Origin of the sequence: Dokdonella sp. (assembly GCF_019634845.1) — a bacterium.
GTDB lineage: Bacteria > Pseudomonadota > Gammaproteobacteria > Xanthomonadales > Rhodanobacteraceae > Dokdonella_A.
On the sequence record NZ_JAHCAQ010000003.1, the window covers coordinates 168,114 to 189,243 of the forward strand.

Consider the following 21,130-nt stretch of genomic DNA (forward strand, 5'->3'; position numbering starts at 1 on the left):
CCAAGAGCCCCGTCAAGCGCGGGGTTTTTTGTTTCATGGCATCCGCTACCGTCCCATGGCATCCGCGCAACGTACGGATACGCACCGGGAGATACGAGACGCAAGCGCCGTCTCCCTGCGTCATCGCTGAGGTCTCCCATGCCAAGGCCCGCCGGGAAACCGACGTCGTCGGCACCCGCGAGGCCAAGCGCGATGACTTCCCGCCACGGAACCGCAGCGGCCTGCACCTGATCCGACGCGGTGGCAAGTTGCACCAGCGCTGGAATTGCACGCGCCCCGATGGTCGCAAGAACCGCCTCGCACCTGGCCAACATTCCGATATGGACCCAGAGGACGACCGCGCGTGTTGCGTCGAATATCGCCGCCTGCCGGCCGCCGGCACCGACCCTGCCGCACTGCGCGCCGCCGCGCGCGTCACCAGGCAACAGACGTTGGCACAAGTCGCGGCGCATTGGCTGGCGATCAAGTCAAGCGGCCGGGCCGAACCACAGTGAGGTGAGAGTCCGGGGCGCGGTGCATGGCGCGCCGGGTATCCGGTGTAACATTCGCTCGGCTTCGCGCAGGATCAAGGCAGGCTCGAGACACGCGTCCTGGTTCCGGTCCCGCATCAATCAATGACTGGCAAAAGGGAGTGTGCCATGTGCTGGCAAACGAGGTTGTCGTTGTTCGGTCGTATTGCGCTCGCGCTGTTGGTACTGGGCGCAAGTTTCCGGGTGCCCGATGCTCGGGCGGGTGCTGGTGTCGCTGTGGCCGCCGGCGACGAGCACACCTGCGCCATCGTGTCTCGCGGCGCGGTCAAGTGCTGGGGCCGGAACGATTACGGCCAGCTCGGCGACAGCACGACGACGGATAGCCCGACGCCGGTATACGTGAGCAGGATCAACGGCGCGACAGCTGTGGCAGCAGGCGGGAATCACACCTGTGTCATCGTGTCCACCGGTGCGGTCAAGTGCTGGGGCCGGAACGATTACGGCCAGCTCGGCAACGGCACGACGACGGATAGCCCGACGCCGGTATACGTGAGCGGGATCAACGGCGCGACAGCTGTGGCAGCAGGCGGGAGTCACACCTGTGTCATCGTGTCCACCGGTGCGGTCAAGTGCTGGGGCCGGAACGATTACGGCCAGCTCGGCAACGGCACGACGACGGATAGCCAGACGCCGGTGGACGTAAGCGGACTCAGCGGCGCAACGGCTTTGGCAGCGGGGACGGCCCACACCTGCGCCATGGTGCCCGGCGGTGCGGTGAAATGCTGGGGTTATGGTGGCGCGCTCGGCAACGGCACGGGAGCGGACAGCGCGACGCCGGTTGGCGTGAGCGCGATCAGCGGCGCGACAGCATTGGCAGTCGGGGATGAACACGCCTGCGTCATTATGTCGAGCGGCGCGGTGAAGTGCTGGGGCTCCAACGGTTTCGGCGAGCTCGGCGACCGCACGGGAGCGACGGGGGCGAACGGCGCGACGCCGGTGGACGTGAGCGGAATTGACGGGGCGACAGCTGTGGCAGCAGGCAGGCATCACTCCTGCGCCATCGTGTCCGGCGGCGCGGTGAAATGCTGGGGCAGCAACTATTACGGCGAGCTCGGCATTGGCACATTCGGCTACAGGGCCACACTAGTGGCTGCCATTGGAATCAGCGGTGCGACGGCGTTGGCAGCGGGCAAGTATCAAACCTGCGCCACCGTGTCCCGCGGCGCAGTGAAGTGCTGGGGCGCCAACGACAGGGGGCAGCTCGGCATTGGCGCATTTGGCGACAGTGCCACGCCGGTGGCTGCCATTGACATCAGCGGTGCGACGGCGTTGGCAGCAGGCTGGTATCACACCTGTACCATCGTGTCCGGCGGCGCGGTGGAATGCTGGGGACGGAATGATTCCGGCCAGCTCGGCAACGGCACGACGACGGCTAGCCCGGCACCGGTGACCGTGAGCGGAATCAACGACGCGACGGCATTGGCAGCAGGCGGGACTCACACCTGCGCCATCGTGTCTATGGGTGCGGTCAAGTGTTGGGGCAACAACGGTTCCGGTCAGCTCGGCAACGGCACGACGACGGATAGCTCGACGCCGGTGGACGTAAGCGGACTCAGCGGCGCAACGGCTTTGGCAGCGGGGACAGCTCACACCTGCGCGATCGTGTCCGGCAACGCGGTGAAATGCTGGGGCTTTCGTAACGCACTCGGCAACGGCACGGAGACGGACAGCTCGACGCCGGTGGTCGTGAGCGGGCTCAGCGACGCAACGGCACTGGCAGCCGGGGATGGTCACACCTGCGTCAGCGTGTCCACCGGCGCAGTGAAGTGTTGGGGACACAACCAGTACGAGCAGCCCATCCCCGGTCAGATGCCATTCAACCGGACTCCCGCGAACGTGAACGGAATCAGTGGCGCTACGACATTGGCAGTGAGGGAGCATTACACCTGCGCCATCGTGTCCGGCGGGACGGTGAAGTGCTGGGGCGACAGCGTCTACTATGGCCAGCTCGGGGACGGCACGGTGGCGGAGATCGCGACGCCGGTGGACGTAAGTGGTATCAGCGGCGCGACGGCATTGGCGGTAGGTGAGTTGCACGCTTGCGCCGTCGTGTCCGACGGCGCGGTCAAGTGCTGGGGCTACAACGCTCGCGGTCAGCTCGGCGACGGGACGACGACGAACAGGCTGACGCCGGTGGACGTGATCGGAATCAGTGGCGCGGCGGCTGTAGCGGCTGCGGATGGCCACACCTGCACCATTCTGTCCGGCGGTGCGGTGGAGTGCTGGGGCGACCGTGGGGCTGGCCAGCTTGGCGACGGGTTCTGCTCGTTCTGTCTGACGCCGCAGAACGTCGTCGGACTGCTTGGTGATTCGGGCTTCCCGCCACGCCCGCATCGACCGCCGCTGCCGCCCGTTGGCCAGCGCTGGTAGCGCGGCGGGCGGATGCGTGTTGCCGCGCAGCGGCGATCGGCGCAGCGTCGCAACCGCCGTTCGCACGGCAGGCTCACACGCCACCTGCGCCTCAGCCCCGATCACCGCCACCGTGGATGACGAGCACATCGGGCGATCGGCCTCGATCCCCTGCGCGCGAGGGAAGGATTCAGGCCGGCGGGTTTCTTGTTGCCGCTGGGCACGGCCACGACGCTGCGCTCGGCTATACTGCGCCGCTTGATGCACGCGACGGGAGAAGCGGCGATGAGCCGCTGCCGAAGGCGCAACGCCCGTAATCGCTCAGGCCAGCAAACCTTCGCGTGCGCACACTCTGGAGAGATCGGCCCGCAGTCGAGCGCGGCAGCCGGCGCCGAAGGGGCATGAGGCGGCAACGCCTCCAAACTCTCAGGCAAAAGGACAGAGGGGCGCGGACGAAGTCCGCAACGACCTGCCGTGCCCGATGCTGCTGGGTGCCGGCGCTGCGCGGGATCCTTGCGTGCCGATGCGTGCACGTCGCGTCCCGTGCCGCGGCGACCCACGATCCATCAACGCCCGCGCCGGTTGCTGCGTGCTTCCCATCAACCACGATCCGGGTGCCCCGCCATGTCCTCGACCAGCCCTTCGCTCAACGAACTCGAAAACCACGACGCTTTCATCGCCCGCCATCTCGGCCCCAGCGACGCCGAGATTGCCGCCATGCTCAAGCTGCTCGGCCACGACTCGCTCGATGCGTTCTGCGACGCCATCGTGCCGGCGGCGATCCGCTCGGCGGCGCCACTGGCGCTGCCTGCTGCGATGAGCGAAGTCGACGCGCTCGCGCGCGTGCGCGCGATCGCCGCCAGGAACCGGGTGTTCAGGAGCTTCATCGGCCAGGGCTATTACGGCACCCATACGCCCAACGTCATCCTGCGCAACATCCTCGAGAATCCGGCCTGGTACACCGCCTACACGCCGTATCAGGCGGAAATCTCGCAGGGGCGCATGGAAGCGCTCATCAATTTCCAGACCATGGTCGCCGACCTCACGGCCATGGACATCGCCAACGCCTCGCTGCTCGACGAGGCCAGCGCCGCCGCCGAGGCGATGACGCTGGCCAAGCGCTCGGCCAAGTCGAAGTCCACCACCTTCCTCGTCAGTGGCGATACGCACCCGCAGACCCTGGAAGTGCTGCGCACCCGCGCCGAGCCGCTCGATCTCAACATCGAAGTCGTGCGCTCCACCGATGCGTTCCGCGCCGCGCTCGAGAAGGGTGATTATTTCGGCGTGCTGGTGTCGTATCCGGCCTCCAGCGGCTGGCTCGCCGACTGGGAGCGCGCTGCCGAGGCCATCCACGCCAACCACGCCTTGCTCGTGGTCGCCACCGACCTGCTCGCGCTGACCCTGCTCAAGGCGCCGGGCGAGATGGGCGCCGACATCGTGATCGGCAACAGCCAGCGCTTCGGCGTGCCATTCGGTTTCGGTGGCCCGCACGCGGCGTTCATGGCCTGCCGCGACGCCTACAAGCGCAGCATGCCAGGCCGCCTGATCGGCGTGTCGGTCGATGCCCAGGGCCACAGCGCCTACCGCCTGACCCTGCAAACCCGCGAACAGCACATCCGCCGCGAGAAGGCCACCAGCAACATCTGCACCGCGCAGGTGCTGTTGGCGGTGATGGCTTCGATGTATGCCGTCTACCATGGCCCGGAAGGCTTGAAGCGCATCGCCAATCGCGTTGCCCGTCTGACCGCGATCCTTGCCGCTGGTCTGCGCCAACTGGGGCATGCCGCGCTGCATGCCAGCGCCTTCGACACGCTTTGCATCGACGCCGGTGAACACAATGCCGCTGTTGCCGAGCGCGCGCGCACGCTGGGCGCCAACCTGCGCGTGCGTGACAACGGTTCGCTGTGCGTCTCGCTGGACGAAACCACCACACGCGCCGACGTCGAACTGCTGTGGCGCATTTTCGCTGGCGATGGCGCCACGCTGCCGTCGATCGACGCGCTCGACGCCAACGCGCCGTCGCTGATTCCGGCCGAACTGGCACGCAAGAGCGCATTCCTCACCCACCCGGTGTTCAACACCCACCACAGCGAGCACGAGCTGCTGCGCTACCTGCGCCAGCTCGCCGACAAGGATCTGGCGATGGATCGAACGATGATCCCGCTCGGTTCGTGCACGATGAAGCTCAACGCCACCGCCGAGATGATCCCGGTGACCTGGCCCGAGTTCGCCAACATCCATCCGCTGGCGCCAGCCGAGCAGGCGCAAGGCTATGCCGAGCTCATCGGCTCGCTGGAGGCGATGCTGGTGGAGATCACCGGCTACGACGCGGTCAGCCTGCAGCCCAATTCGGGCGCGCAGGGCGAGTACGCCGGCCTGCTCGCGATCCGCGCCTGGCACGCTTCACGTGGGCAGGGTCATCGCAACATCTGCCTGATCCCCGAATCGGCGCATGGCACCAATCCGGCCAGTGCGCAGATGGCTGGCATGCAGGTCGTCGTGACCAAGTGCGATGCCAACGGCAACGTCGACGTCGCCGACATCCGCGCCCAGGCGCAAAAGCACTCGGCCAACCTCGCGGCGATCATGATGACCTACCCGTCCACGCATGGCGTGTTCGAGGAAGACGTGATCGAGATTTGCGGGATCGTGCATGAGCACGGCGGACAGGTCTACACCGACGGCGCCAACATGAACGCGCTGGTGGGACTGGCCAGGCCGGGCAAGTGGGGCTCGGACGTGTCGCACCTCAACCTGCACAAGACCTTCTGCATTCCGCACGGCGGCGGCGGCCCTGGCGTCGGCCCCTGTGCGGTCAAGGCGCACCTGGCTCCGTTCCTGCCCGGCGCGCTGCGCAAGGACGGCCTGCGCACGGCCGGTACCGGCAATGGCGCCATGGTGGCGGCGGCGACGTTCGGCAGCGCCTCGATCCTGCCGATCAGCTGGATGTACATCGTCATGATGGGCAGGGACGGGCTGCGCAAGGCGACCCAGGTGGCGATGCTCAACGCCAACTACATCGCGCGCCGCCTCGCACCGCACTATCCGACGCTGTACACGGGCCGCAACGAGCTGGTCGCGCACGAATGCATCCTCGACCTGCGGCCGCTGGAGAAGCTCTCGGGCGTCGGCGCCGAGGACGTCGCCAAGCGCCTCATCGACTTCGGCTTCCACGCCCCGACGTTGAGCTTCCCGGTCGCGGGCACGCTGATGGTGGAGCCCACCGAGTCCGAGTCGCAACATGAACTCGACCGCTTCATCGACGCGATGATCCAGATCCGCGCCGAGATCCAGGCCGTGATCGATGGCACGCTCGACCGCACCGACAACCCGCTCAAGAATGCGCCGCACACCGCCGCCCAGGCCAGCGCGGAGCAGTGGCCGCACGCCTACTCGCGTGAGCTGGCCGTGTTTCCGCTGGCCAGCCTGCGCCAGCAGAAGTACTGGTCGCCGGTGGCACGCGTCGACAATGTCTACGGCGACAAGAACGTGTTCTGCGCCTGCATCCCGATCAGCGAGTACGCCGCACCGGCGGGCTGAGCGGACGTTGCCGTTGCCGCTGCGCCGGGACTGCCGCGGACGCACGGCAGGCAGTCCACGCGCGAAGCGCGACACCGCACGCAGGCCGCAGCGTCGCGCGCCCGGAGCCGGCGGGCCCGGGCCAACCGCGTGGCGGCGACCTGCCCTGTCCCGTTTGCCGGCGCCATTGCGTATTGTTGGATCAGTGGCCGCGACGGCGGCCGCGCCGATCGATCCTTGCGGAGCCGCCATGAAGCACCTGTACGCCTGCCTTGCCATCGCCGCGCTCGCGGCCAGCACCACCGCCCACGCCGCGCCGCAGAGTCTGACCGCCCAGGTCGGCGACATCGCGTTCGAAGCCGGCGATGACGACATCATGCTGGTGCCGCTCGATGACAGCTTCGCGCTGTCGGCATCGACCAAGGGTTCGGCGCAATGGCCACCGCCCAAGACGCGCGTCGACCGGCTGGCGATCAGCTGCGACCATTTCCAGGCCGGCCAGACCCTGCTGCTCGACGACAAGGCATTCGCCCGCAGCACCTGCGACGTCAGCTTCGAAGTCGGTCACAAGGGCATGGGCAAGGACCCCGACGCCACCTGGAAGCTCGACAAGGGCGCCAGCGGCAACCGCTTCGAGATCACGCGCGCCCAAGGCAAACAGTACGAGGGCCGCTTCACGTTCCACCTCAAGGATGCCGGCGGCAAGGCGATCGAGGTGCGCGACGGTCGCTTCGTGATCGAAGACCGGCAGTTGTGAGGCCGATGCCGCGCCTGCTCAGAGCATGCCGGTCTCGAGCCGCGCGGCGTCCGACATCATCGTTTGGTTCCACGGCGGGTCGAACACGAGGCCCAGATCGGTCTCGACCACGGTCGGGATCATCTCGAGCTTGTTGCGCACGTCCTCGATGAGGATGTCGCCCATGCCGCAGCCGGGGGCGGTCAGCGTCATGCGCAGCCTGACGCTGCGGTTGCCATCGGGCAGGTGGACGAGCTCGCATTCGTAGACCAGACCGAGATCGACGATGTTGATCGGGATTTCGGGATCGAAGCAGGTGCGCAGCTGATCCCACACCAGCCGTTCGACGTCCGCATCGCCGGCGTTTTCCGGCAACGTGATCGCCTCGGGCGGATCCATGCCGATCGCATCGGCATCGGCCCCGGCGATGCGGAACAGGTTGCCGTCGACATACACGGTGAAACTGCCGCCCAGCGCCTGCGTCATGTAGCCGATCTGACCGGCCGGCAGGATCACCTCCTCGCCGTGCGGCACCATCACGGCAGGGCAGTCGCGCTCGAAGCGCACCGGCTCGGAAGTCTGGCCAAAACCCATCGCGTCGCAAAACCCGTCTGGACAAGACCGTCATTATGCCGCAGCAACGCCGCCGCCGGCGCATGCCGCGACGATTGCACATGCAATGCTGTTCATTGGGCGAGGCCAAGCTCGCGCAGGCAGCGGCCGAGCAGGCGCAGTGCGGCCTCGATGTCGGCTGGCGGCAGACCGGCGTAGCCAAGCACGAGCCCCGGTCGCGGCGGCGGACGCAGGCAATACGGCGTGATCGTGTACAGGCCCAGGCCCTTGCCGCGCGCATGCGCGACCAGGCGCTCGCATTGGCCATGGTTGGCGTGCACGAGCCAGGCGGTCAGGTGCATGCCGGCATTGGAGTCGACGACCTCGAGCGCACCGCGCGCATGCCGCGCGATGCCCTCGAGCATCGCCGTGCGCCGCGCGCGCAGCGCCAGCGCGGCCCGGCGCAGATGGCGCTCGAAACCGCCATCGGCCATGAAGTTGGCCAGCGCGACCTGTTCGAGCGTGTTGCTGCCGCGATCCTCGAGCCACTTGGCGGCCGCGAAGGCATCGCGCAGCGATGATGGCAACACCATGTAGCCCAGCCGCAGCGCCGGGAACAGCGCCTTGGAAAAACTGCCGATGTAGATCACGCGGCCATCACGATCGAGCGACTTGAGCGCAGCCAGCGGCCGGCCGCCGTAGCGGAACTCGCCGTCGTAGTCGTCCTCGATGATCCAGGTGCGCTCACGCGCCGCCCAGTCGAGCAGCTCCACGCGGCGCGCCAGCGGCAACAGCGCGCCGGTCGGAAACTGGTGCGAGGGCGTGACCACGGCCAGCCGCGCTCCTCGCGGCAGCGCCGACGGCACCAGGCCCTCGCCGTCGACACGACAGCCGCGCACATGTGCGCCGGCGGCGGCGAACACCTGCCGCGCGCCACGGTAATGCGGGTCTTCCAGCGCAACCTCGTCGCCGGCTTCGAGCAGCACGCGCGCGGCCAGCGAAAACGCCTGCTGGGTGCCGTTGACGATCAGCACATCCTCGGGGGCGACCGGCACGCCACGCCGACGCTGCAGGTAGTCGCATACCTGTTCGCGCAGCGCGGCCCAGCCCTGGGCCTCGGGATAATCGGGCGGCATGCGTTCGCCCGCGCGCGCGATCTCGCGCCGCCACGCGCTCGCCAACAGCGGATTGGTCAGCGGGACGCCGTACTGGAGGTTGTAACGCAGGTCGTGGTGCTGATGTCCCGGCAGGTGGCGGCCATCGGTATTGGCCAGTGCGCGCCGCGCGAACCCTGCCAGCGGTGCCACCAAGGCGGTGCCGCCGATCTTGCGCGGCGCGCGTGCGCCGACGTTGGCGACGAAACTGCCCGAACCGACCCGGCCGAGCAGGAAGCCTTCGGCCTGCAATTGCTCGTAGGCGGCCAACACCGTGTTGCGCGACAGGTCGAGCTCGCGCGCCAGGGCCCGGCTCGGCGGCAGGCGCACGCCGGCTGCATAGCGGCCATCGAGGATCGCCCCCTTGAGCGCGCGGATCAGTTGCGCGTAGCGCGGTCCCTGCCCGTCCAGTTCCAGATACACGAGTGGCTCCGTCGTTCGCGCCCAACGTGGCGCTACACGGTACCAATTCCACGCGCTAGCGTGTAGTTCCGCCGCCACGCCACGGTGACCCCGATGCCCAGCCGTCCCGCCCGCCACCAGGTCCAGCGCAGCAAGGCACGCGCCTGCTACGAGCGCACCACGATCCACGCCATTTTCGACGCCGGCATGCTCGCGCACGTCGCGTTCTGCAGCGACGGCCAGCCATTCGCGATTCCGATGCTGTACGCACGCGACGGCGACGCGCTGTTGCTGCATGGCTCGATCGCCAGCCGTCTCATCGGTGAACTGGGCCATGGCATCGCCGCCTGCGTGAGCGTCACCCACCTCGATGGACTCGTGCTCGCGCGCTCGCACTTCGACCACTCGGTCAACTACCGTTCGGTGGTCGCCTTTGGCCATGCCAGGATCGTCGACGACGCCGATGCCAAGGCCGCGGCACTCGCGCGCTTCGTCGACACGCTGATCCCGGGCCGTGCCAGCGAGGCGCGCGCCGCCGATCGCAGCGAACTGGCGGCAACGCACGTGCTGCGCTTCGAGATCGAGGATGCGAGTGCGAAGGTGCGCAGTGGCGGCGTGAAGGACAACCCGGCCGATCGCGCGCTGCCGTACTGGGCCGGCGTGGTGCCGCTGCACACGCGCTACGGCCTGCCGCTGCCCGACGCCGACCTTGCCGCCACGATCGGGTTGCCGCCGTCGGTGGCGCGCCTGCTCGAAGCGGGAAGCGTGGCGTCATGATCCACTATCGCGACGACCATCGTCCCACCCTCGACGCCGCACGCGAGCTGTACCGTGCATCGACGCTCGGCGCGCGCCGCCCGCTCGACGACAGCGCGCGCTTCGCCGCCATGCTTGCCCACGCCAACCTCATCGTCACCGCATGGGATGGCGAGCACCTGGTCGGCATCTCGCGCTGCGTCACCGATTTCGTCTGGACCACCTATCTCGCCGACCTCGCGGTGGTCGCGTCGCACCAGCGCCAAGGCATCGGCAAGGAGCTCATTCGGCGCACGCAGGCTGCCGCGCCGCAGGCAAAACTGCTGCTGCTGGCCGCACCGGCGGCGGTCGACTACTACCCGCATGTGGGCTTCGAAGCGGTCGCCCAGGCGTGGCTGCTGCGCGCCGGGCAAACAGTGAGCTGAGCCGCGCCGGCACGGCGCGCGGATGAACGCGGCAAGCCTGCCGGATGCGACCGCAGCGCTGCCGGCATCGCGCCGCTGGCTTGCCATTTGCGCGCGACGAGCCGTTATCATCGCCGGGCGCGGCATTGGGCGGCGCCCACGCCCGAGCCACGATGCGAGATCAGATTACCCAATCCCCTGCCCCGCGCCGCATCGGCATCGCCACCGCCGGCATGTGCGCGCTGGCCGGCGGCGCGCTGTGGGGCCTGCTTGCATTGCACGCGGTCGGTGATCTTGCGCCATTCGCGTTCGTGGTCGCCGCGGTCGTGGCCTGGACCCTGCGCGCGCACGGCTATGGCGGGCGCCCGCTCGGCATCGTGCTCGCGCCCGTGCTGGTGGCGCTTGCCGCCACGTATGCCTACTACCTGCAGGCCGCTGCGCGCATCGCGGCAATGCTCGGACTGCCGCTGCGCGAAGCATTGTTCAGGATGCAGGCGTCGTTCGCACTCGACATCGTGCGCGTCAACCTGAGCCCGACCAGCGTCGTCACGGTGGCACTCGCCCTCGTCGCCGCGATCGCCATCATGTGGCCGCGCGGGCGGCGCTGAGCACGGCTGCGCAGGTGGCGCGGCAGCGGCGCTGGCGCAAGCCGCCGCCTTGTCACCCAGCCATCACGCGATCGAGCAACGCCTGCGCCTCGGTGATGATCTGGCGTAGATGCTGGTCACTGCGGAAGCTCTCGGCATACAGCTTGCAGATATCCTCGGTACCCGAAGGCCGCACCGCGAACCAACCGTTGGCGGCACAGACCTTGATGCCGCCGATCGGCGCGCCATTGCCGGGAGCGCGATCGAGCACGCACTCGACCGGTTCACCCGCGAGCGTGGCCACCTCGAGCTGTGCCGCCGTGAGCGCCGCCAGGCGCGCCTTCTGCTCGCGCGAGGCGCGCGCATCGGTGCGTTCGAACCACGACGCGCCGAGCTCGGCGCACAGCGCGGCGTGACATTCACCCGGATCGCGGCCGCGCCGTGCCGTGATCTCGGCCGCCAGCAGCGCCGCCGCGATGCCGTCCTTGTCGGTGCTCCACGCCAGGCCGTCACGGCGCAGGAACGAGGCGCCGGCACTCTCCTCGCCGCCGAAGCCGAGCGAGCCATCGACGAGGCCGTCGACGAACCACTTGAAGCCCACCGGCGTCTCGTGCACGCGCCTGCCCAAGCGCGCCGCCACGCGGTCGATCAGCGCGCTCGACACCACGGTCTTGCCGATGGCCGCGTCGCGGCGCCACTGCCTGCGTTCACTGAACAGGTAGTCGATCATCGTCGCCAGGTAATGGTTGGCCGGCATTAGTCCGCTGCTGCGCGCGACGATGCCATGGCGGTCATGGTCGGTGTCGCAGGCAAACGCCACGTCGTAACGGTCGCGCAGCGCGAGCAGGCGCTGCATGGCCGGTACCGACGACGGATCCATGCGCACCCGGCCGTCCCAATCCAGGCTCATGAAGGCGAATTGCGGATCAACCTCGAGGCTGACGATGTCGAGGTCGATGCGCCAGCGCTCGGCGATGCGCGGCCAGTACTGCACGCCGGCACCACCGAGCGGATCCACCGCAAGGCGCAGACCGGCGCTGCGGATCGGCTCGAAGTCGATCAGCGCGTCGAGCTCGTCGACGTAGGGGCCGACGAAGTCGTGCTCGCGCGTGGTGCCCGCAGCACGCGCCTGCGCCAGCGGCAGCCGGCGCACGCCGCGCAGGTCATCGGCCAGCAAGGCATTGGCACGTCGCTCGATCCAGCCGGTCACGCGCGAGTCAGCCGGTCCACCATGGGTCGGGTTGTACTTGAAGCCGCCGTCCTCGGGCGGATTGTGCGAGGGCGTGATCACGATGCCATCGCCCAGTCCACGGTCACGGCCGCGATTCCAGCGCAGGATCGCATGCGACAGCGCCGGCGTCGGCGTGTAGTGGCCGCGCGCGGCGCAGCGCACCTCGACGCCATTCGCCGCCAGCACTTCGAGTGCGCTGTCGAGCGCCGGCGGTGACAGCGCGTGGGTGTCGATGCCGAGGAACAGTGGCCCGTCGATGCCGGCCTGCCGGCGGTGCTCGCAGATCGCCTGCGTGATCGCGAGCACGTGCGCCTCGTTGAAACTGCCAGCGCTGGCGGTGCCGCGATGACCCGACGTACCGAAGCTCACGCGCTGCGCGGCAACGGCCGGGTCGGGACGCACCTCGTGATAGGCCGCAACGAGACGCTCGACGTCGATCAGGCGCGTCGCCGTGGCCGGCTTGCCGGCCAGTGGATGTGGGCTGGAACTCATGGCAGGTCCTGCAGGCTGGCGCGCTGGCCTCGCCACGGCGGCGCGATCGGAAACCAGCGGGTGCCGGCGCCGTTCATTGGCGCGGCGTGCGCTGGCGCCGGTAGCGGCGGATCAGCGCATTCGTCGAACTGTCGTGCGCAAGCGGCGGCATCCGCGCCGCACCGAGCTCGGCGCCGATGCGCTTGGCCAGCACCTTGCCCAGCTCCACGCCCCACTGGTCGAACGAGTCGATGTCCCAGATCGCGCCCTGCACGAACGTGCTGTGTTCGTAGAGCGCAACGAGCGCGCCCAGCGCATGCGGATCGAGCCGGCGCGCCAGCAGCGTGCTGCTGGGGCGATTGCCCTCGAACACGCGGTGCGGCGCCTGCGCGGCGGGTACGCCTTGCGCGCGCACTTCCGCAGCGGTCTTGCCGAAGGCGAGCGCTTCACCTTGCGCGAAAAGGTTCGCGATGAGCAGGTCATGCTGGTTGGCGACCGGATTGGCCGTTGCGCAAAAGCCGATGAAGTCGCAGGCGACCTTGCGCGTTCCCTGATGGATGAGCTGGTAGAACGAATGTTGCCCATTGGTGCCTGGCTCGCCCCACACGATCGGGCAGGTGTCGACCCCGACCGCCCTGCCCGCATGGGTGACGCGCTTGCCATTGCTCTCCATCATGAGCTGCTGCAGATAGGCCGGGAAACGCTTGAGGTACTGCTCGTAGGGCAGCACCGCCAGCGACTGCATGCCGAGGAAATTGCTGTTCCAGATCGCGATGAGGCCATGCAGCAGCGGCAGGTTGCGCGCCGCTGGTGCGGTGCGGAAATGCTCGTCCATTGCGTGAAAGCCCGCGAGCATGTCGGCGAAGCGGGCCGGCCCGATCGCGAGCATGGTCGACAGACCGATCGCGCTGTCCATCGAGTAGCGCCCGCCGACCCAATCCCAGAATCCGAACATGTTGACGGGGTCGATGCCGAACCTGGCGACTTCGCCGCCATCGGTCGACACCGCGACGAAGTGCCGCGCGATCGCGCGCTCGTCGCGCAGCGCCGCCAGGCACCAGCGGCGCGCCGCATGGGCATTGGCGAGCGTTTCCTGGGTGGTGAAGGTCTTGGAGCAGACGATGAACAGCGTGCGCGCCGGATCGAGGTCGCGCACGGCTTCGCTGAAATCGGTGCCATCCACGTTCGACACGAAGCGCAGGTCCAACGAGCGGTCGGCATAGTGGCGCAGCGCTTCGAACGCCATCACCGGGCCGAGATCGGAGCCGCCGATGCCGATGTTGACGACGTGGCGGATGCGCTCGCCGGTATGCCCTCGCCATGCGCCCGTGCGCACGCGCTCGCACCATGCGGCCATGCGCGCGAGCACCGCATGCACCTCGGCCACCACATCGCGCCCGTCGACGAGCAGGCGCCGCCGCCTCGGCATGCGCAGCGCCACATGCAGGGCCGGACGGTCCTCGGTGCTGTTGATGCGCTCGCCGGCGAACATCGCCGCGACGCGTTCGGGCACGCCGCGCACCTGCGCCAACGCCAGCAGCAGTTCGAGCGTGCGGGCATCGAGTCGCTGCTTGGCGAAGTCGAAGTACCAGCCGGCGGCTTCGATCGCGAAGCGTTCGCCACGTTGCGTGTCAGCGGCGAAAAGCTCGCGCAAGTGGCGGCGCTGCATGGTGGTGGCGTGACGTTGCAACGCCTTCCATGCAGTGCTGGCCGCGAGCGCCGACGCGGCCGCGGCGCGAGTCGTGGCGGATTTCATCTGCGAACCCTGCTCCGGTGCGGCGCGGCGCTCAATGCCCGCCGCCGCCCTCGATCATCTTGAGTTCCGAGATGAGCTGGTTGGCCGCTTCCTTGCCGTCGGCGTAGAGCATGCGCGTGTGGTCGGCGTAGAACAGCGCGTTCTCGATGCCGGCAAAACCGGTGCCCTTGCCGCGCTTGATGACGATCGTCTGCCTGGCCTCGACCACATCGAGGATCGGCATGCCGTAGATCGGCGAGGCCTTGTCGGTCCTGGCCGCCGGATTGACCACGTCGTTGGCGCCGATCACGATCGCCACGTCGCAGGTCTTGAACTCGGGATTGATCTCGTCCATGTCGGCGATGAGATCGTAGGGCACGCCGGCCTCGGCCAGCAGCACGTTCATGTGGCCCGGCATGCGCCCGGCCACCGGATGGATCGCGAATTTCACTTCCTTGCCGGCCTTGATCAACGCCTGCGACAGCTCCCAGATCTTGTGCTGGGCCTGCGCCACCGCCATGCCGTAGCCGGGCACGATGATGACCTTCTCGGCCATGTACAGCAGTGACGCCGCATCGGCGGCCTCGATCGGCTTTTGCGCACCGGCGATCGCCGTGCCCTCGCCGCCGCCGCCGAAGTTCGAGAACAGCACGCCGCTGATCGGCCGGTTCATCGCCTTGGCCATCAGCTGGGTCAGGAAGGTACCGGCCGCGCCGACCACCATGCCGGCGACGATCAGCGCCTCGATGCCCATCGCATAACCTTCAAACGCGACGGCCAGGCCCGTGAATGCGTTGTAGAGCGAGATCACGACCGGCATGTCGGCGCCACCGATCGGCAGCGTCATCAGCACGCCGAACGCGAGGGCCAGCACGAAGAACACCACCACGAGATTGACGTCGAGCTTCCAGAACACGAGGGCGAGGCCCGCCAGCACCGCCGCGGCAAACACCGCGAAGTTGAATGCCTGCTGGCCTGCGAACGTGAAGCGCTTGTCCATGCGGCCATCGAGCTTGGCCCAGGCGATGATCGAGCCGGTCATCGAGATCGAGCCGATCAGCGCGCCGATCACGGCCAGCACGAGCGTGGACAGCGGGTGGCTCGCGCTGGGCTCGGCCGAGAACTTGAGCAGCTCGATCGCGCCGATCGCGGCCGCCGAGCCACCCCCCATGCCGTTGAACAGCGCGACCATCTGCGGCATGTCGGTCATCGCGACCTTGCGCCCCCACAGCCAGGTCGGCAGCACGCCGATGGCGATGCCAGCGACGATCCAGGCCAGGTTGTTCGTCCCCGTGATGGCGAAGGTGGCGAGCGTTGCAATCACCATGCCGACGCCGGCCCACTTGATGCCGGCGCGCGCGGTCACTGGCGAGGACATGCGCTTGATGCCGAGGATGAACAGCAGCGCCGCGAGCAGGTAGCTGGCCTTGGCGGCGGTGACGAGCAGAACGTGCATGTCCATCGGCTCAGCCCTTGTTCTCGTTCTTGCTCGACTTGAACATCTCGAGCATGCGTTCGGTCACCACGTAGCCGCCGGCGGCATTGCCGGCACCGAGGATCACGCCAATGAAGCCGATCGCGATGCCGAGCGGCGTGGTCGCCTCGGCCAGCGCGATCATCGCGCCGACGAGCACGATGCCGTGCACGAAATTCGAGCCCGACATCAGCGGCGTGTGCAGGATCACCGGCACCCGCCCGATGATTTCCTTGCCGGTGAAGGCGGCGAGCATGAAGATGTAGAGCGCGAGGAAGCCGTCGATCATTGCTGGACTCCGGAAGCGTTGGGTGTCGTCGCCGCGGCTGGCGCCGCAAGCGACCAATCAGGCGGCGCCGACCAGGGTCCGGGTCGGCTCGTGGCGGATCTCGCCGCCATGCGTGAGACAGGTCTTGGCGATGAGCTCGTCGTCCCAGTCGAGCTTGATGGCGCCGTCGCTGAGCATGAGCTCAAGAAAGTTGTAGAGGTTGCGCGCATACATCTCGCTGGCATGCACGGGCGCACTCGATGGCAGGTTGGCGCTGCCGATGATGCTGACGCCGTTGGCGGTGACCACGGTTTGGCCCGCCGCACTGCCCTCGACGTTGCCACCGGTCTCGGCCGCGATGTCGACGATGACTGCGCCGGCCTTCATCCCGGCCACCATAGCCGCGCTGATGATGCGCGGCGCCTTGCGACCCGGCACCGCCGCGGTGGTGATGACCGCATCGAAACCCTTGAGCTGTTCGGCCAATGCCCGTTGCTGCTGCTCGCGCTCTTCGGCGGTGAGCTCGCGCGCATAACCGCCACTGCCGGCCGCACTGACGCCGAGATCGAGGAACTTGGCGCCGAGCGATTCGATCTGTTCCTTGGTCTCGGGGCGCACGTCGAACCCTTCGACCTGCGCGCCCAGGCGCTTGGCCGTGGCTATCGCCTGCAGCCCGGCAACACCGGCGCCAACGATCAGCACCTTGCTCGGCCGGATCGTGCCGGCGGCGGTGGTCAGCATCGGGAAGAACTTTGGCGCGGCCTCGGCGGCAAGCAGCACGGCCTTGTAGCCAGCCACGCCCGCCTGCGACGACAGCACGTCCATGGCCTGCGCGCGCGTCGTGCGCGGCAGCAGCTCCATCGCGAAACTCGTGAGCTTGCGGTCGCGCAGGGCTTTGCTGCGCTCGGGGGCGAGGTGCGGCTGCAGATGACCGATCACGATGGCACCTTCACGCAGCTGGCTGATCTGATCGAGCGTGGGCGGCTGCACGCACAGCAGCACGTCGGCGCGCGCGAGCGCGGCGGCGGCGTCAGTTGCCTCGACCTCGAGATAGCTCGCGTCGGCGAAGAATGCGCTGCTGCCGGCACCGCGCTCGATCACCACCTGGGCGCCCCGCGCGCGCAGCTTCCTGGCCACTTCCGGCGTCAGCGCCACACGGCGTTCGCCGTCCACCGTCTCGCGCACTGCTGCTACCGTGGTCGCCATGCACTGCCTCGATCGGTCCGATGAAAATTCGATCCTAGCCCAGATCGAGCGCCGCTGGCGAGGGCGTGGCTTCGCCCACGGGCATGGCGGCGGTTATGCTCGGCTTTTCACCTGCGGGACGCACGCGTGACCCTCCTCGATCTGCTTGGCCGGCGCCGCTCGACGCCGGTGCGCCTGCTCGGCCCGCCCGGCCCCGATCCAGCCCAGCTCCGCCGCCTGCTCAACGCCGCGCTGCGCGTACCCGACCACGGCCGCCTGGTGCCATTCCGCATCATCGCGCTGCACGGCCCGGCGCAGGTGCGCTTTGCCGAGGAAGTGGCCGCGATCCACGCCCGCAGCGAGCCGGCGCTGCCGGCCACCGCATTCGACAAGGACCGCGAACGCTACGCAGCGGCGCCACTCATCCTCGTCGTCGTCGCCTGCATCGACCAGGCGCATGCCAAGGTGCCGGCGCAGGAACAACTGCTCAGCGCCGGCTGCGTGGCGCACAACCTGCTGCTCGGCGCACACGCGCTCGGCTATGGCGCGCAATGGCTCACCGGCTGGGCCGCCTATGATGCGGCGGTGGCGACCCTGCTTGGTCTGGCCGCGCACGAGCGCATTGTCGGCTTCATCCATATCGGCACCGCACGCGAGGAGGCACCCGAGCGCCCGCGGCCCACGCCGGCCGACGTGGTCAGTGACTGGGCGGCGCCGTGACGCCGACGATCCATCTGGTCGACGGCAGCCTGTATGTCTGCCGCGCCTGGTTCGGGCAAGGTCCCGACGTCTTCGATGCCGCCGGCGAGCCGGCACACGCCGTGCATGGCTTCGTGCGCTTCCTGCTCGAACTCATCGAGCGGGCACGCCCGAGCCACCTCGCGGTCGCGTTCGACCTGTCGCTCGGCGGCTCGTTCCGACATGCGTTGTATCCGGCCTACAAGGCCAACCGGCCGCCGGCGCCGCCCGATCTGCAGCGCCAGTTCGCGGCCTGCACCGCACTGGCACACGCGCTAGGCGCGACCGTGCTGGCCGACGCCGGGTTCGAGGCCGACGATCTCATCGGCAGCGCACTGGCGGTGGCGCGCGCGGCAGGCCATCGCGGCGTGATCGTCTCGGCCGACAAGGACTTCGGTCAGCTCATCGGCGCCGACGACGAACAGTGGGATCCGCCACGCAACCAGCGCTGGGATGCCGCCGGAATCAGGCAACGCCTGGGCGTGCATCCGCATCAGGTCGCCGACTATCTCGCGCTGACGGGCGATCCGGTCGACAACATTCCAGGCGTGGCCGGCGTCGGTGCCAAGACGGCGGCCATCCTGCTGGCGCACTACGGCTGCCTCGACGCGATACTGGCGCGGACCGACGAAGTGGCCTTCCTGCGTCTGCGCGGCGCCGCCGCCATCGCCGCGCGCCTGCGCGAGCAGGCCGCCGCCGCGCGCCTGTCGCGCGCGCTGACCGGCATCGCCACCGACGCGCCGGTGCCAGACTCGATCGACGCCTACGGCCGCCGCGGGATCGACGCGAACATGCACGACCTGCTAGACCGCTACGCGTTCGGCGCCCTTACGCGTGCGCGCGTGCAGGCCCTGGCGGAAAGGTGCTGAAGGCGCGCGCCGCGCCGAGTCCGGTGCGGCGCACAGGCCCTTGCGATCAGTTGCCGGTGACCGAGGTCGAACCGCCTTCGACGTTGGAAAAGGTTCCCGCACCCGGCTTGGACTTGCTGATCACAGTGTCCGCCTTCGAGATCGATTCGTGCTTGCTGGCATCCCAGCCAAAGCGCAGGTCGGTACGGAAGATCTCCACCGGTTTGAGCTTGGTCACGTCCTTGGGATTGCCGTAACCGTCGTATTCGTTCTTCTGGCTGTTGGCGATGAAATACAGGAAATTTCCCGCGACCGTGCCGTAGGTCGGCAACGCGAACGCCGGCTGGGCGGCATCGAGCGGCGTTGCGCCGATGACCGTCCGTCCGTCTGCGCTCAAGGCCAATCGCATCACCCGGCGTGGCGACATGCCGCTCTGGATTGCAACGAGATGGTTGTCGTACCACGACAGACCGTCGATGCCCCCCAGCGCGAGCTTGGCTGGATCGGTGTGTACGTCGAAGGCGCGGCCAGCAGCCAGGTCGACGCCGAATACGCCCATGACGTAGTCGGCGAAGTACAGGAAGCGGCCATCGCCGCCGACGGCCATGCCGCGCAGGCTGGTCAGCTTGGGGTTGGCCAGCAATGGCTTGAGCTGGCTGCCGTCGAGTCGATAGATGATGTTGCGCAGGCCATCCGCCACGAACACCTTGCCGTGTGGCCCCACCGCGATGCTCGACAAGGTCTGCGGCGGGCCATCGGATTCGAGCAGGTACTTGTCGAGCAGCTTGCCGTCGGTGAGCGAGAACCTGAACACGCCGGCCTTGCCGTAGTCCTGCTGCGTGAAGCCCTTGAAATACACCGACGAGGTGCTCGCGACATAGAGCGAATCGCTCGATGTGTCGACGGCCAGCGCGTACACGCTCCACAGCCCGTTGCCGGCATCGGCACGGACCAACGGACTGCTGTTGCCCTTGGCATCGACGCGCAGCACCGTGCCGTCACGAACGCTGCCGACCAGGAACTGCTCGCGCTTGGGATCCCACGCGATCGAGTCATACAGGTGATCGCCACCCGGCAGGTCGAAGGCCACCTTGCCTTCGCCAAACGGCTTGAGGTTGGACTTGAGCTGGTCGACGATGTAGGTCCAGACCTTGGTGCCGGCGACCTTGGCGAAATTCGGGTTGTCAGCGAGGTCGACGCCGTAGCCGACCTGCTGCAGTTTGAGCAGCGTGTCGTAGGTTCTGCTTTGCTGGCCCTGCATGGCGTACGTGGTTGCCAGGGCGAGTCGCAGGTCGCTGGAATTGGGGCGCATCGCCAGCAACTGTTCGAGCACCCAACCCATGCGCTGGTAATCGCCGGCCTGCTTGTAGGTCGCCGCCAGCCGCATCAGGACCTCGGCGGAGTCGACTTCGCCGATCTGGGCCTGGGTCAACTGATCGGGCGTGACGGGTGTCGGCGCCGGTTGCGAGCTCGCCGCAGCGGCGAACAGCAGCAGGAAAACGCATAGAATGACGCGGATGTGCATGGAAACCTCGCGGCAGAACGGGCCGCTCGCAGACCTGCCGGCGACCACGAAAGTTCAGGAAAGCCGTCAACGATGACCCAAACCCAGACCCTTTGCAATGGCAAGTGGCTGCGCCTCATGAAGCGCGGCCGCTGGGAATATGCCGAACGCACCAATCCCGGCGGCGGGGTGATGATCATCGCGCTGACCAACGAGGACAAGCTGCTGTTCGTGGAACAGCCGCGCCCGGCCATCGAATGCATGACGATCGAGATGCCGGCCGGCCTCGTCGGTGACGTCGCCAGCCACGCCGACGAGGATGCGATCGAAGCCGCCCGCCGCGAACTCGTCGAAGAGACCGGCTACCGTGCCGGGCGTGTCGACTTCCTCATGGCAGGGCCGACTTCGGCCGGCATGAGCAACGAGATCATGGCCTTCGTGCTGGCCCGCGAGCTGACCCGGGTGGACGCCGGCGGCGGCGACGACAGCGAGGACATCATCGTGCACGAGGTACCGCGCGGCGAGGTCATGACCTGGCTCGTTGGCCTCATGCGTGACGGCTACTCGATCGATCCGAAGATCTTTGCCGGCCTGTACATGCTCGATCACGCCCACGAGTTCGCCACGCTCGGCTGAGACCCGGACCAGGCCACCGCAACGGCCTGCGCGGCGGCCCCTTCATCGCCG

18 protein-coding genes and 1 riboswitch are annotated in these 21,130 nt (G+C 68.2%); of the genes, 10 read left to right on the top strand and 8 right to left on the bottom strand.

What is annotated here, in order from left to right; genetic code table 11:
- Positions 1-35 precede the first annotated feature (35 nt).
- The 4 genes from KF903_RS03400 to KF903_RS03415 all read left to right on the top strand — a co-directional run bounded on the left by KF903_RS03400 (position 36) and on the right by KF903_RS03415 (position 7,155).
- Entirely contained in the window at positions 36-494 is a 459-nt protein-coding gene (locus tag KF903_RS03400; protein WP_291210976.1) for a hypothetical protein, read from the top strand.
- A 144-nt stretch (positions 495-638) separates the two neighbouring features.
- Positions 639-2,900, top strand: a complete 2,262-nt coding sequence (locus tag KF903_RS03405) for an RCC1 domain-containing protein (RefSeq protein ID WP_291210977.1) — start codon at positions 639-641, stop codon at positions 2,898-2,900.
- A gap of 321 nt (positions 2,901-3,221) precedes the next feature.
- Positions 3,222-3,331: riboswitch (glycine riboswitch) on the top strand.
- 172 nt (positions 3,332-3,503) lie between these two features.
- On the top strand, positions 3,504-6,419 hold the full coding sequence (gcvP, locus tag KF903_RS03410) for an aminomethyl-transferring glycine dehydrogenase (RefSeq protein ID WP_291210980.1): 2,916 nt from the start codon (positions 3,504-3,506) through the stop codon (positions 6,417-6,419).
- 229 nt (positions 6,420-6,648) lie between these two features.
- Complete coding sequence (locus KF903_RS03415; RefSeq protein WP_291210983.1) at positions 6,649-7,155, top strand: hypothetical protein; 507 nt, start codon at positions 6,649-6,651, stop codon at positions 7,153-7,155.
- A gap of 18 nt (positions 7,156-7,173) precedes the next feature.
- Here the strand turns inward: KF903_RS03415 and sufT are convergent, their stop codons facing one another.
- Positions 7,174-7,728 carry a putative Fe-S cluster assembly protein SufT gene (sufT, locus tag KF903_RS03420; protein WP_291210986.1) on the bottom strand — a complete coding sequence of 185 codons (555 nt, stop codon included), beginning with the start codon at positions 7,726-7,728 and terminating at the stop codon, positions 7,174-7,176.
- A 92-nt stretch (positions 7,729-7,820) separates the two neighbouring features.
- On the bottom strand, positions 7,821-9,263 hold the full coding sequence (locus tag KF903_RS03425; RefSeq protein WP_291210989.1) for a PLP-dependent aminotransferase family protein: 1,443 nt from the start codon (positions 9,261-9,263) through the stop codon (positions 7,821-7,823).
- A gap of 93 nt (positions 9,264-9,356) precedes the next feature.
- Here KF903_RS03425 and KF903_RS03430 point away from each other — a divergent pair, with 93 nt between their 5' ends.
- From KF903_RS03430 to KF903_RS03440, 3 genes are all read left to right on the top strand, one after another.
- On the top strand, positions 9,357-10,019 hold the full coding sequence (locus tag KF903_RS03430; RefSeq protein WP_291210992.1) for a pyridoxamine 5'-phosphate oxidase family protein: 663 nt from the start codon (positions 9,357-9,359) through the stop codon (positions 10,017-10,019).
- Positions 10,016-10,423 (top strand): GNAT family N-acetyltransferase, encoded by a 408-nt coding sequence (locus tag KF903_RS03435; RefSeq protein ID WP_291210995.1) that lies wholly within the window; start codon positions 10,016-10,018, stop codon positions 10,421-10,423. Before KF903_RS03430 ends, KF903_RS03435 begins: the two co-directional genes overlap by 4 nt.
- Positions 10,424-10,575: 152 nt before the next feature.
- Positions 10,576-11,010 (top strand): hypothetical protein, encoded by a 435-nt coding sequence (locus tag KF903_RS03440; protein WP_291210998.1) that lies wholly within the window; start codon positions 10,576-10,578, stop codon positions 11,008-11,010.
- A 52-nt stretch (positions 11,011-11,062) separates the two neighbouring features.
- Here the strand turns inward: KF903_RS03440 and pgm are convergent, their stop codons facing one another.
- The 5 genes from pgm to KF903_RS03465 form a co-directional block, all read right to left on the bottom strand.
- Positions 11,063-12,712, bottom strand: coding sequence for a phosphoglucomutase (alpha-D-glucose-1,6-bisphosphate-dependent) (pgm, locus tag KF903_RS03445; RefSeq protein ID WP_291211001.1), 1,650 nt, complete (start codon positions 12,710-12,712; stop codon positions 11,063-11,065).
- A 73-nt stretch (positions 12,713-12,785) separates the two neighbouring features.
- Positions 12,786-14,447, bottom strand: a complete 1,662-nt coding sequence (gene pgi / locus KF903_RS03450) for a glucose-6-phosphate isomerase (protein ID WP_291211003.1) — start codon at positions 14,445-14,447, stop codon at positions 12,786-12,788.
- A 31-nt stretch (positions 14,448-14,478) separates the two neighbouring features.
- Positions 14,479-15,888, bottom strand: coding sequence for an NAD(P)(+) transhydrogenase (Re/Si-specific) subunit beta (locus KF903_RS03455; RefSeq protein ID WP_291211006.1), 1,410 nt, complete (start codon positions 15,886-15,888; stop codon positions 14,479-14,481).
- Positions 15,889-15,892: 4 nt separating this feature from the next.
- Positions 15,893-16,189 carry an NAD(P) transhydrogenase subunit alpha gene (locus KF903_RS03460; protein WP_291211009.1) on the bottom strand — a complete coding sequence of 99 codons (297 nt, stop codon included), beginning with the start codon at positions 16,187-16,189 and terminating at the stop codon, positions 15,893-15,895.
- A gap of 57 nt (positions 16,190-16,246) precedes the next feature.
- Positions 16,247-17,374: an NAD(P) transhydrogenase subunit alpha gene (locus tag KF903_RS03465; RefSeq protein ID WP_291211012.1), complete on the bottom strand. Its 1,128-nt coding sequence runs from the start codon at positions 17,372-17,374 to the stop codon at positions 16,247-16,249.
- Between the two features lie 126 nt (positions 17,375-17,500).
- On the opposite strand from KF903_RS03465, the gene KF903_RS03470 reads away from it, so the two are divergent.
- Together KF903_RS03470 and KF903_RS03475 are read left to right on the top strand one after the other, a co-directional pair.
- Positions 17,501-18,073 carry a nitroreductase gene (locus KF903_RS03470; RefSeq protein ID WP_291211015.1) on the top strand — a complete coding sequence of 191 codons (573 nt, stop codon included), beginning with the start codon at positions 17,501-17,503 and terminating at the stop codon, positions 18,071-18,073.
- Positions 18,070-18,960: a 5'-3' exonuclease H3TH domain-containing protein gene (locus tag KF903_RS03475; protein WP_291211018.1), complete on the top strand. Its 891-nt coding sequence runs from the start codon at positions 18,070-18,072 to the stop codon at positions 18,958-18,960. Before KF903_RS03470 ends, KF903_RS03475 begins: the two co-directional genes overlap by 4 nt.
- 46 nt (positions 18,961-19,006) lie before the next feature.
- Here KF903_RS03475 and KF903_RS03480 read toward each other — a convergent pair whose 3' ends face one another.
- On the bottom strand, positions 19,007-20,464 hold the full coding sequence (locus tag KF903_RS03480; protein WP_291211021.1) for a hypothetical protein: 1,458 nt from the start codon (positions 20,462-20,464) through the stop codon (positions 19,007-19,009).
- Positions 20,465-20,536: 72 nt separating this feature from the next.
- Between KF903_RS03480 and KF903_RS03485 the strand changes: the two genes are divergently transcribed.
- The gene (locus tag KF903_RS03485) at positions 20,537-21,079 is read left to right on the top strand and encodes an NUDIX hydrolase (RefSeq protein WP_291211023.1); all 543 of its coding nucleotides are present in this window, start codon (positions 20,537-20,539) and stop codon (positions 21,077-21,079) included.
- Positions 21,080-21,130: the final 51 nt, after the last annotated feature.

Coding starts and splice junctions, on each gene's coding strand:
- KF903_RS03400 (WP_291210976.1), top strand. CDS start 36: ATGGCATCCGCTACCGTCCCATGGCATCCGCGCAACGTACGGATACGC.
- KF903_RS03405 (WP_291210977.1), top strand. CDS start 639: ATGTGCTGGCAAACGAGGTTGTCGTTGTTCGGTCGTATTGCGCTCGCG.
- gcvP (WP_291210980.1), top strand. CDS start 3,504: ATGTCCTCGACCAGCCCTTCGCTCAACGAACTCGAAAACCACGACGCT.
- KF903_RS03415 (WP_291210983.1), top strand. CDS start 6,649: ATGAAGCACCTGTACGCCTGCCTTGCCATCGCCGCGCTCGCGGCCAGC.
- sufT (WP_291210986.1), bottom strand. CDS start 7,728: ATGGGTTTTGGCCAGACTTCCGAGCCGGTGCGCTTCGAGCGCGACTGC.
- KF903_RS03430 (WP_291210992.1), top strand. CDS start 9,357: ATGCCCAGCCGTCCCGCCCGCCACCAGGTCCAGCGCAGCAAGGCACGC.
- KF903_RS03435 (WP_291210995.1), top strand. CDS start 10,016: ATGATCCACTATCGCGACGACCATCGTCCCACCCTCGACGCCGCACGC.
- KF903_RS03440 (WP_291210998.1), top strand. CDS start 10,576: ATGCGAGATCAGATTACCCAATCCCCTGCCCCGCGCCGCATCGGCATC.
- pgm (WP_291211001.1), bottom strand. CDS start 12,712: ATGAGTTCCAGCCCACATCCACTGGCCGGCAAGCCGGCCACGGCGACG.
- pgi (WP_291211003.1), bottom strand. CDS start 14,447: ATGAAATCCGCCACGACTCGCGCCGCGGCCGCGTCGGCGCTCGCGGCC.
- KF903_RS03455 (WP_291211006.1), bottom strand. CDS start 15,888: ATGGACATGCACGTTCTGCTCGTCACCGCCGCCAAGGCCAGCTACCTG.
- KF903_RS03460 (WP_291211009.1), bottom strand. CDS start 16,189: ATGATCGACGGCTTCCTCGCGCTCTACATCTTCATGCTCGCCGCCTTC.
- KF903_RS03465 (WP_291211012.1), bottom strand. CDS start 17,374: ATGGCGACCACGGTAGCAGCAGTGCGCGAGACGGTGGACGGCGAACGC.
- KF903_RS03480 (WP_291211021.1), bottom strand. CDS start 20,464: ATGCACATCCGCGTCATTCTATGCGTTTTCCTGCTGCTGTTCGCCGCT.
- KF903_RS03485 (WP_291211023.1), top strand. CDS start 20,537: ATGACCCAAACCCAGACCCTTTGCAATGGCAAGTGGCTGCGCCTCATG.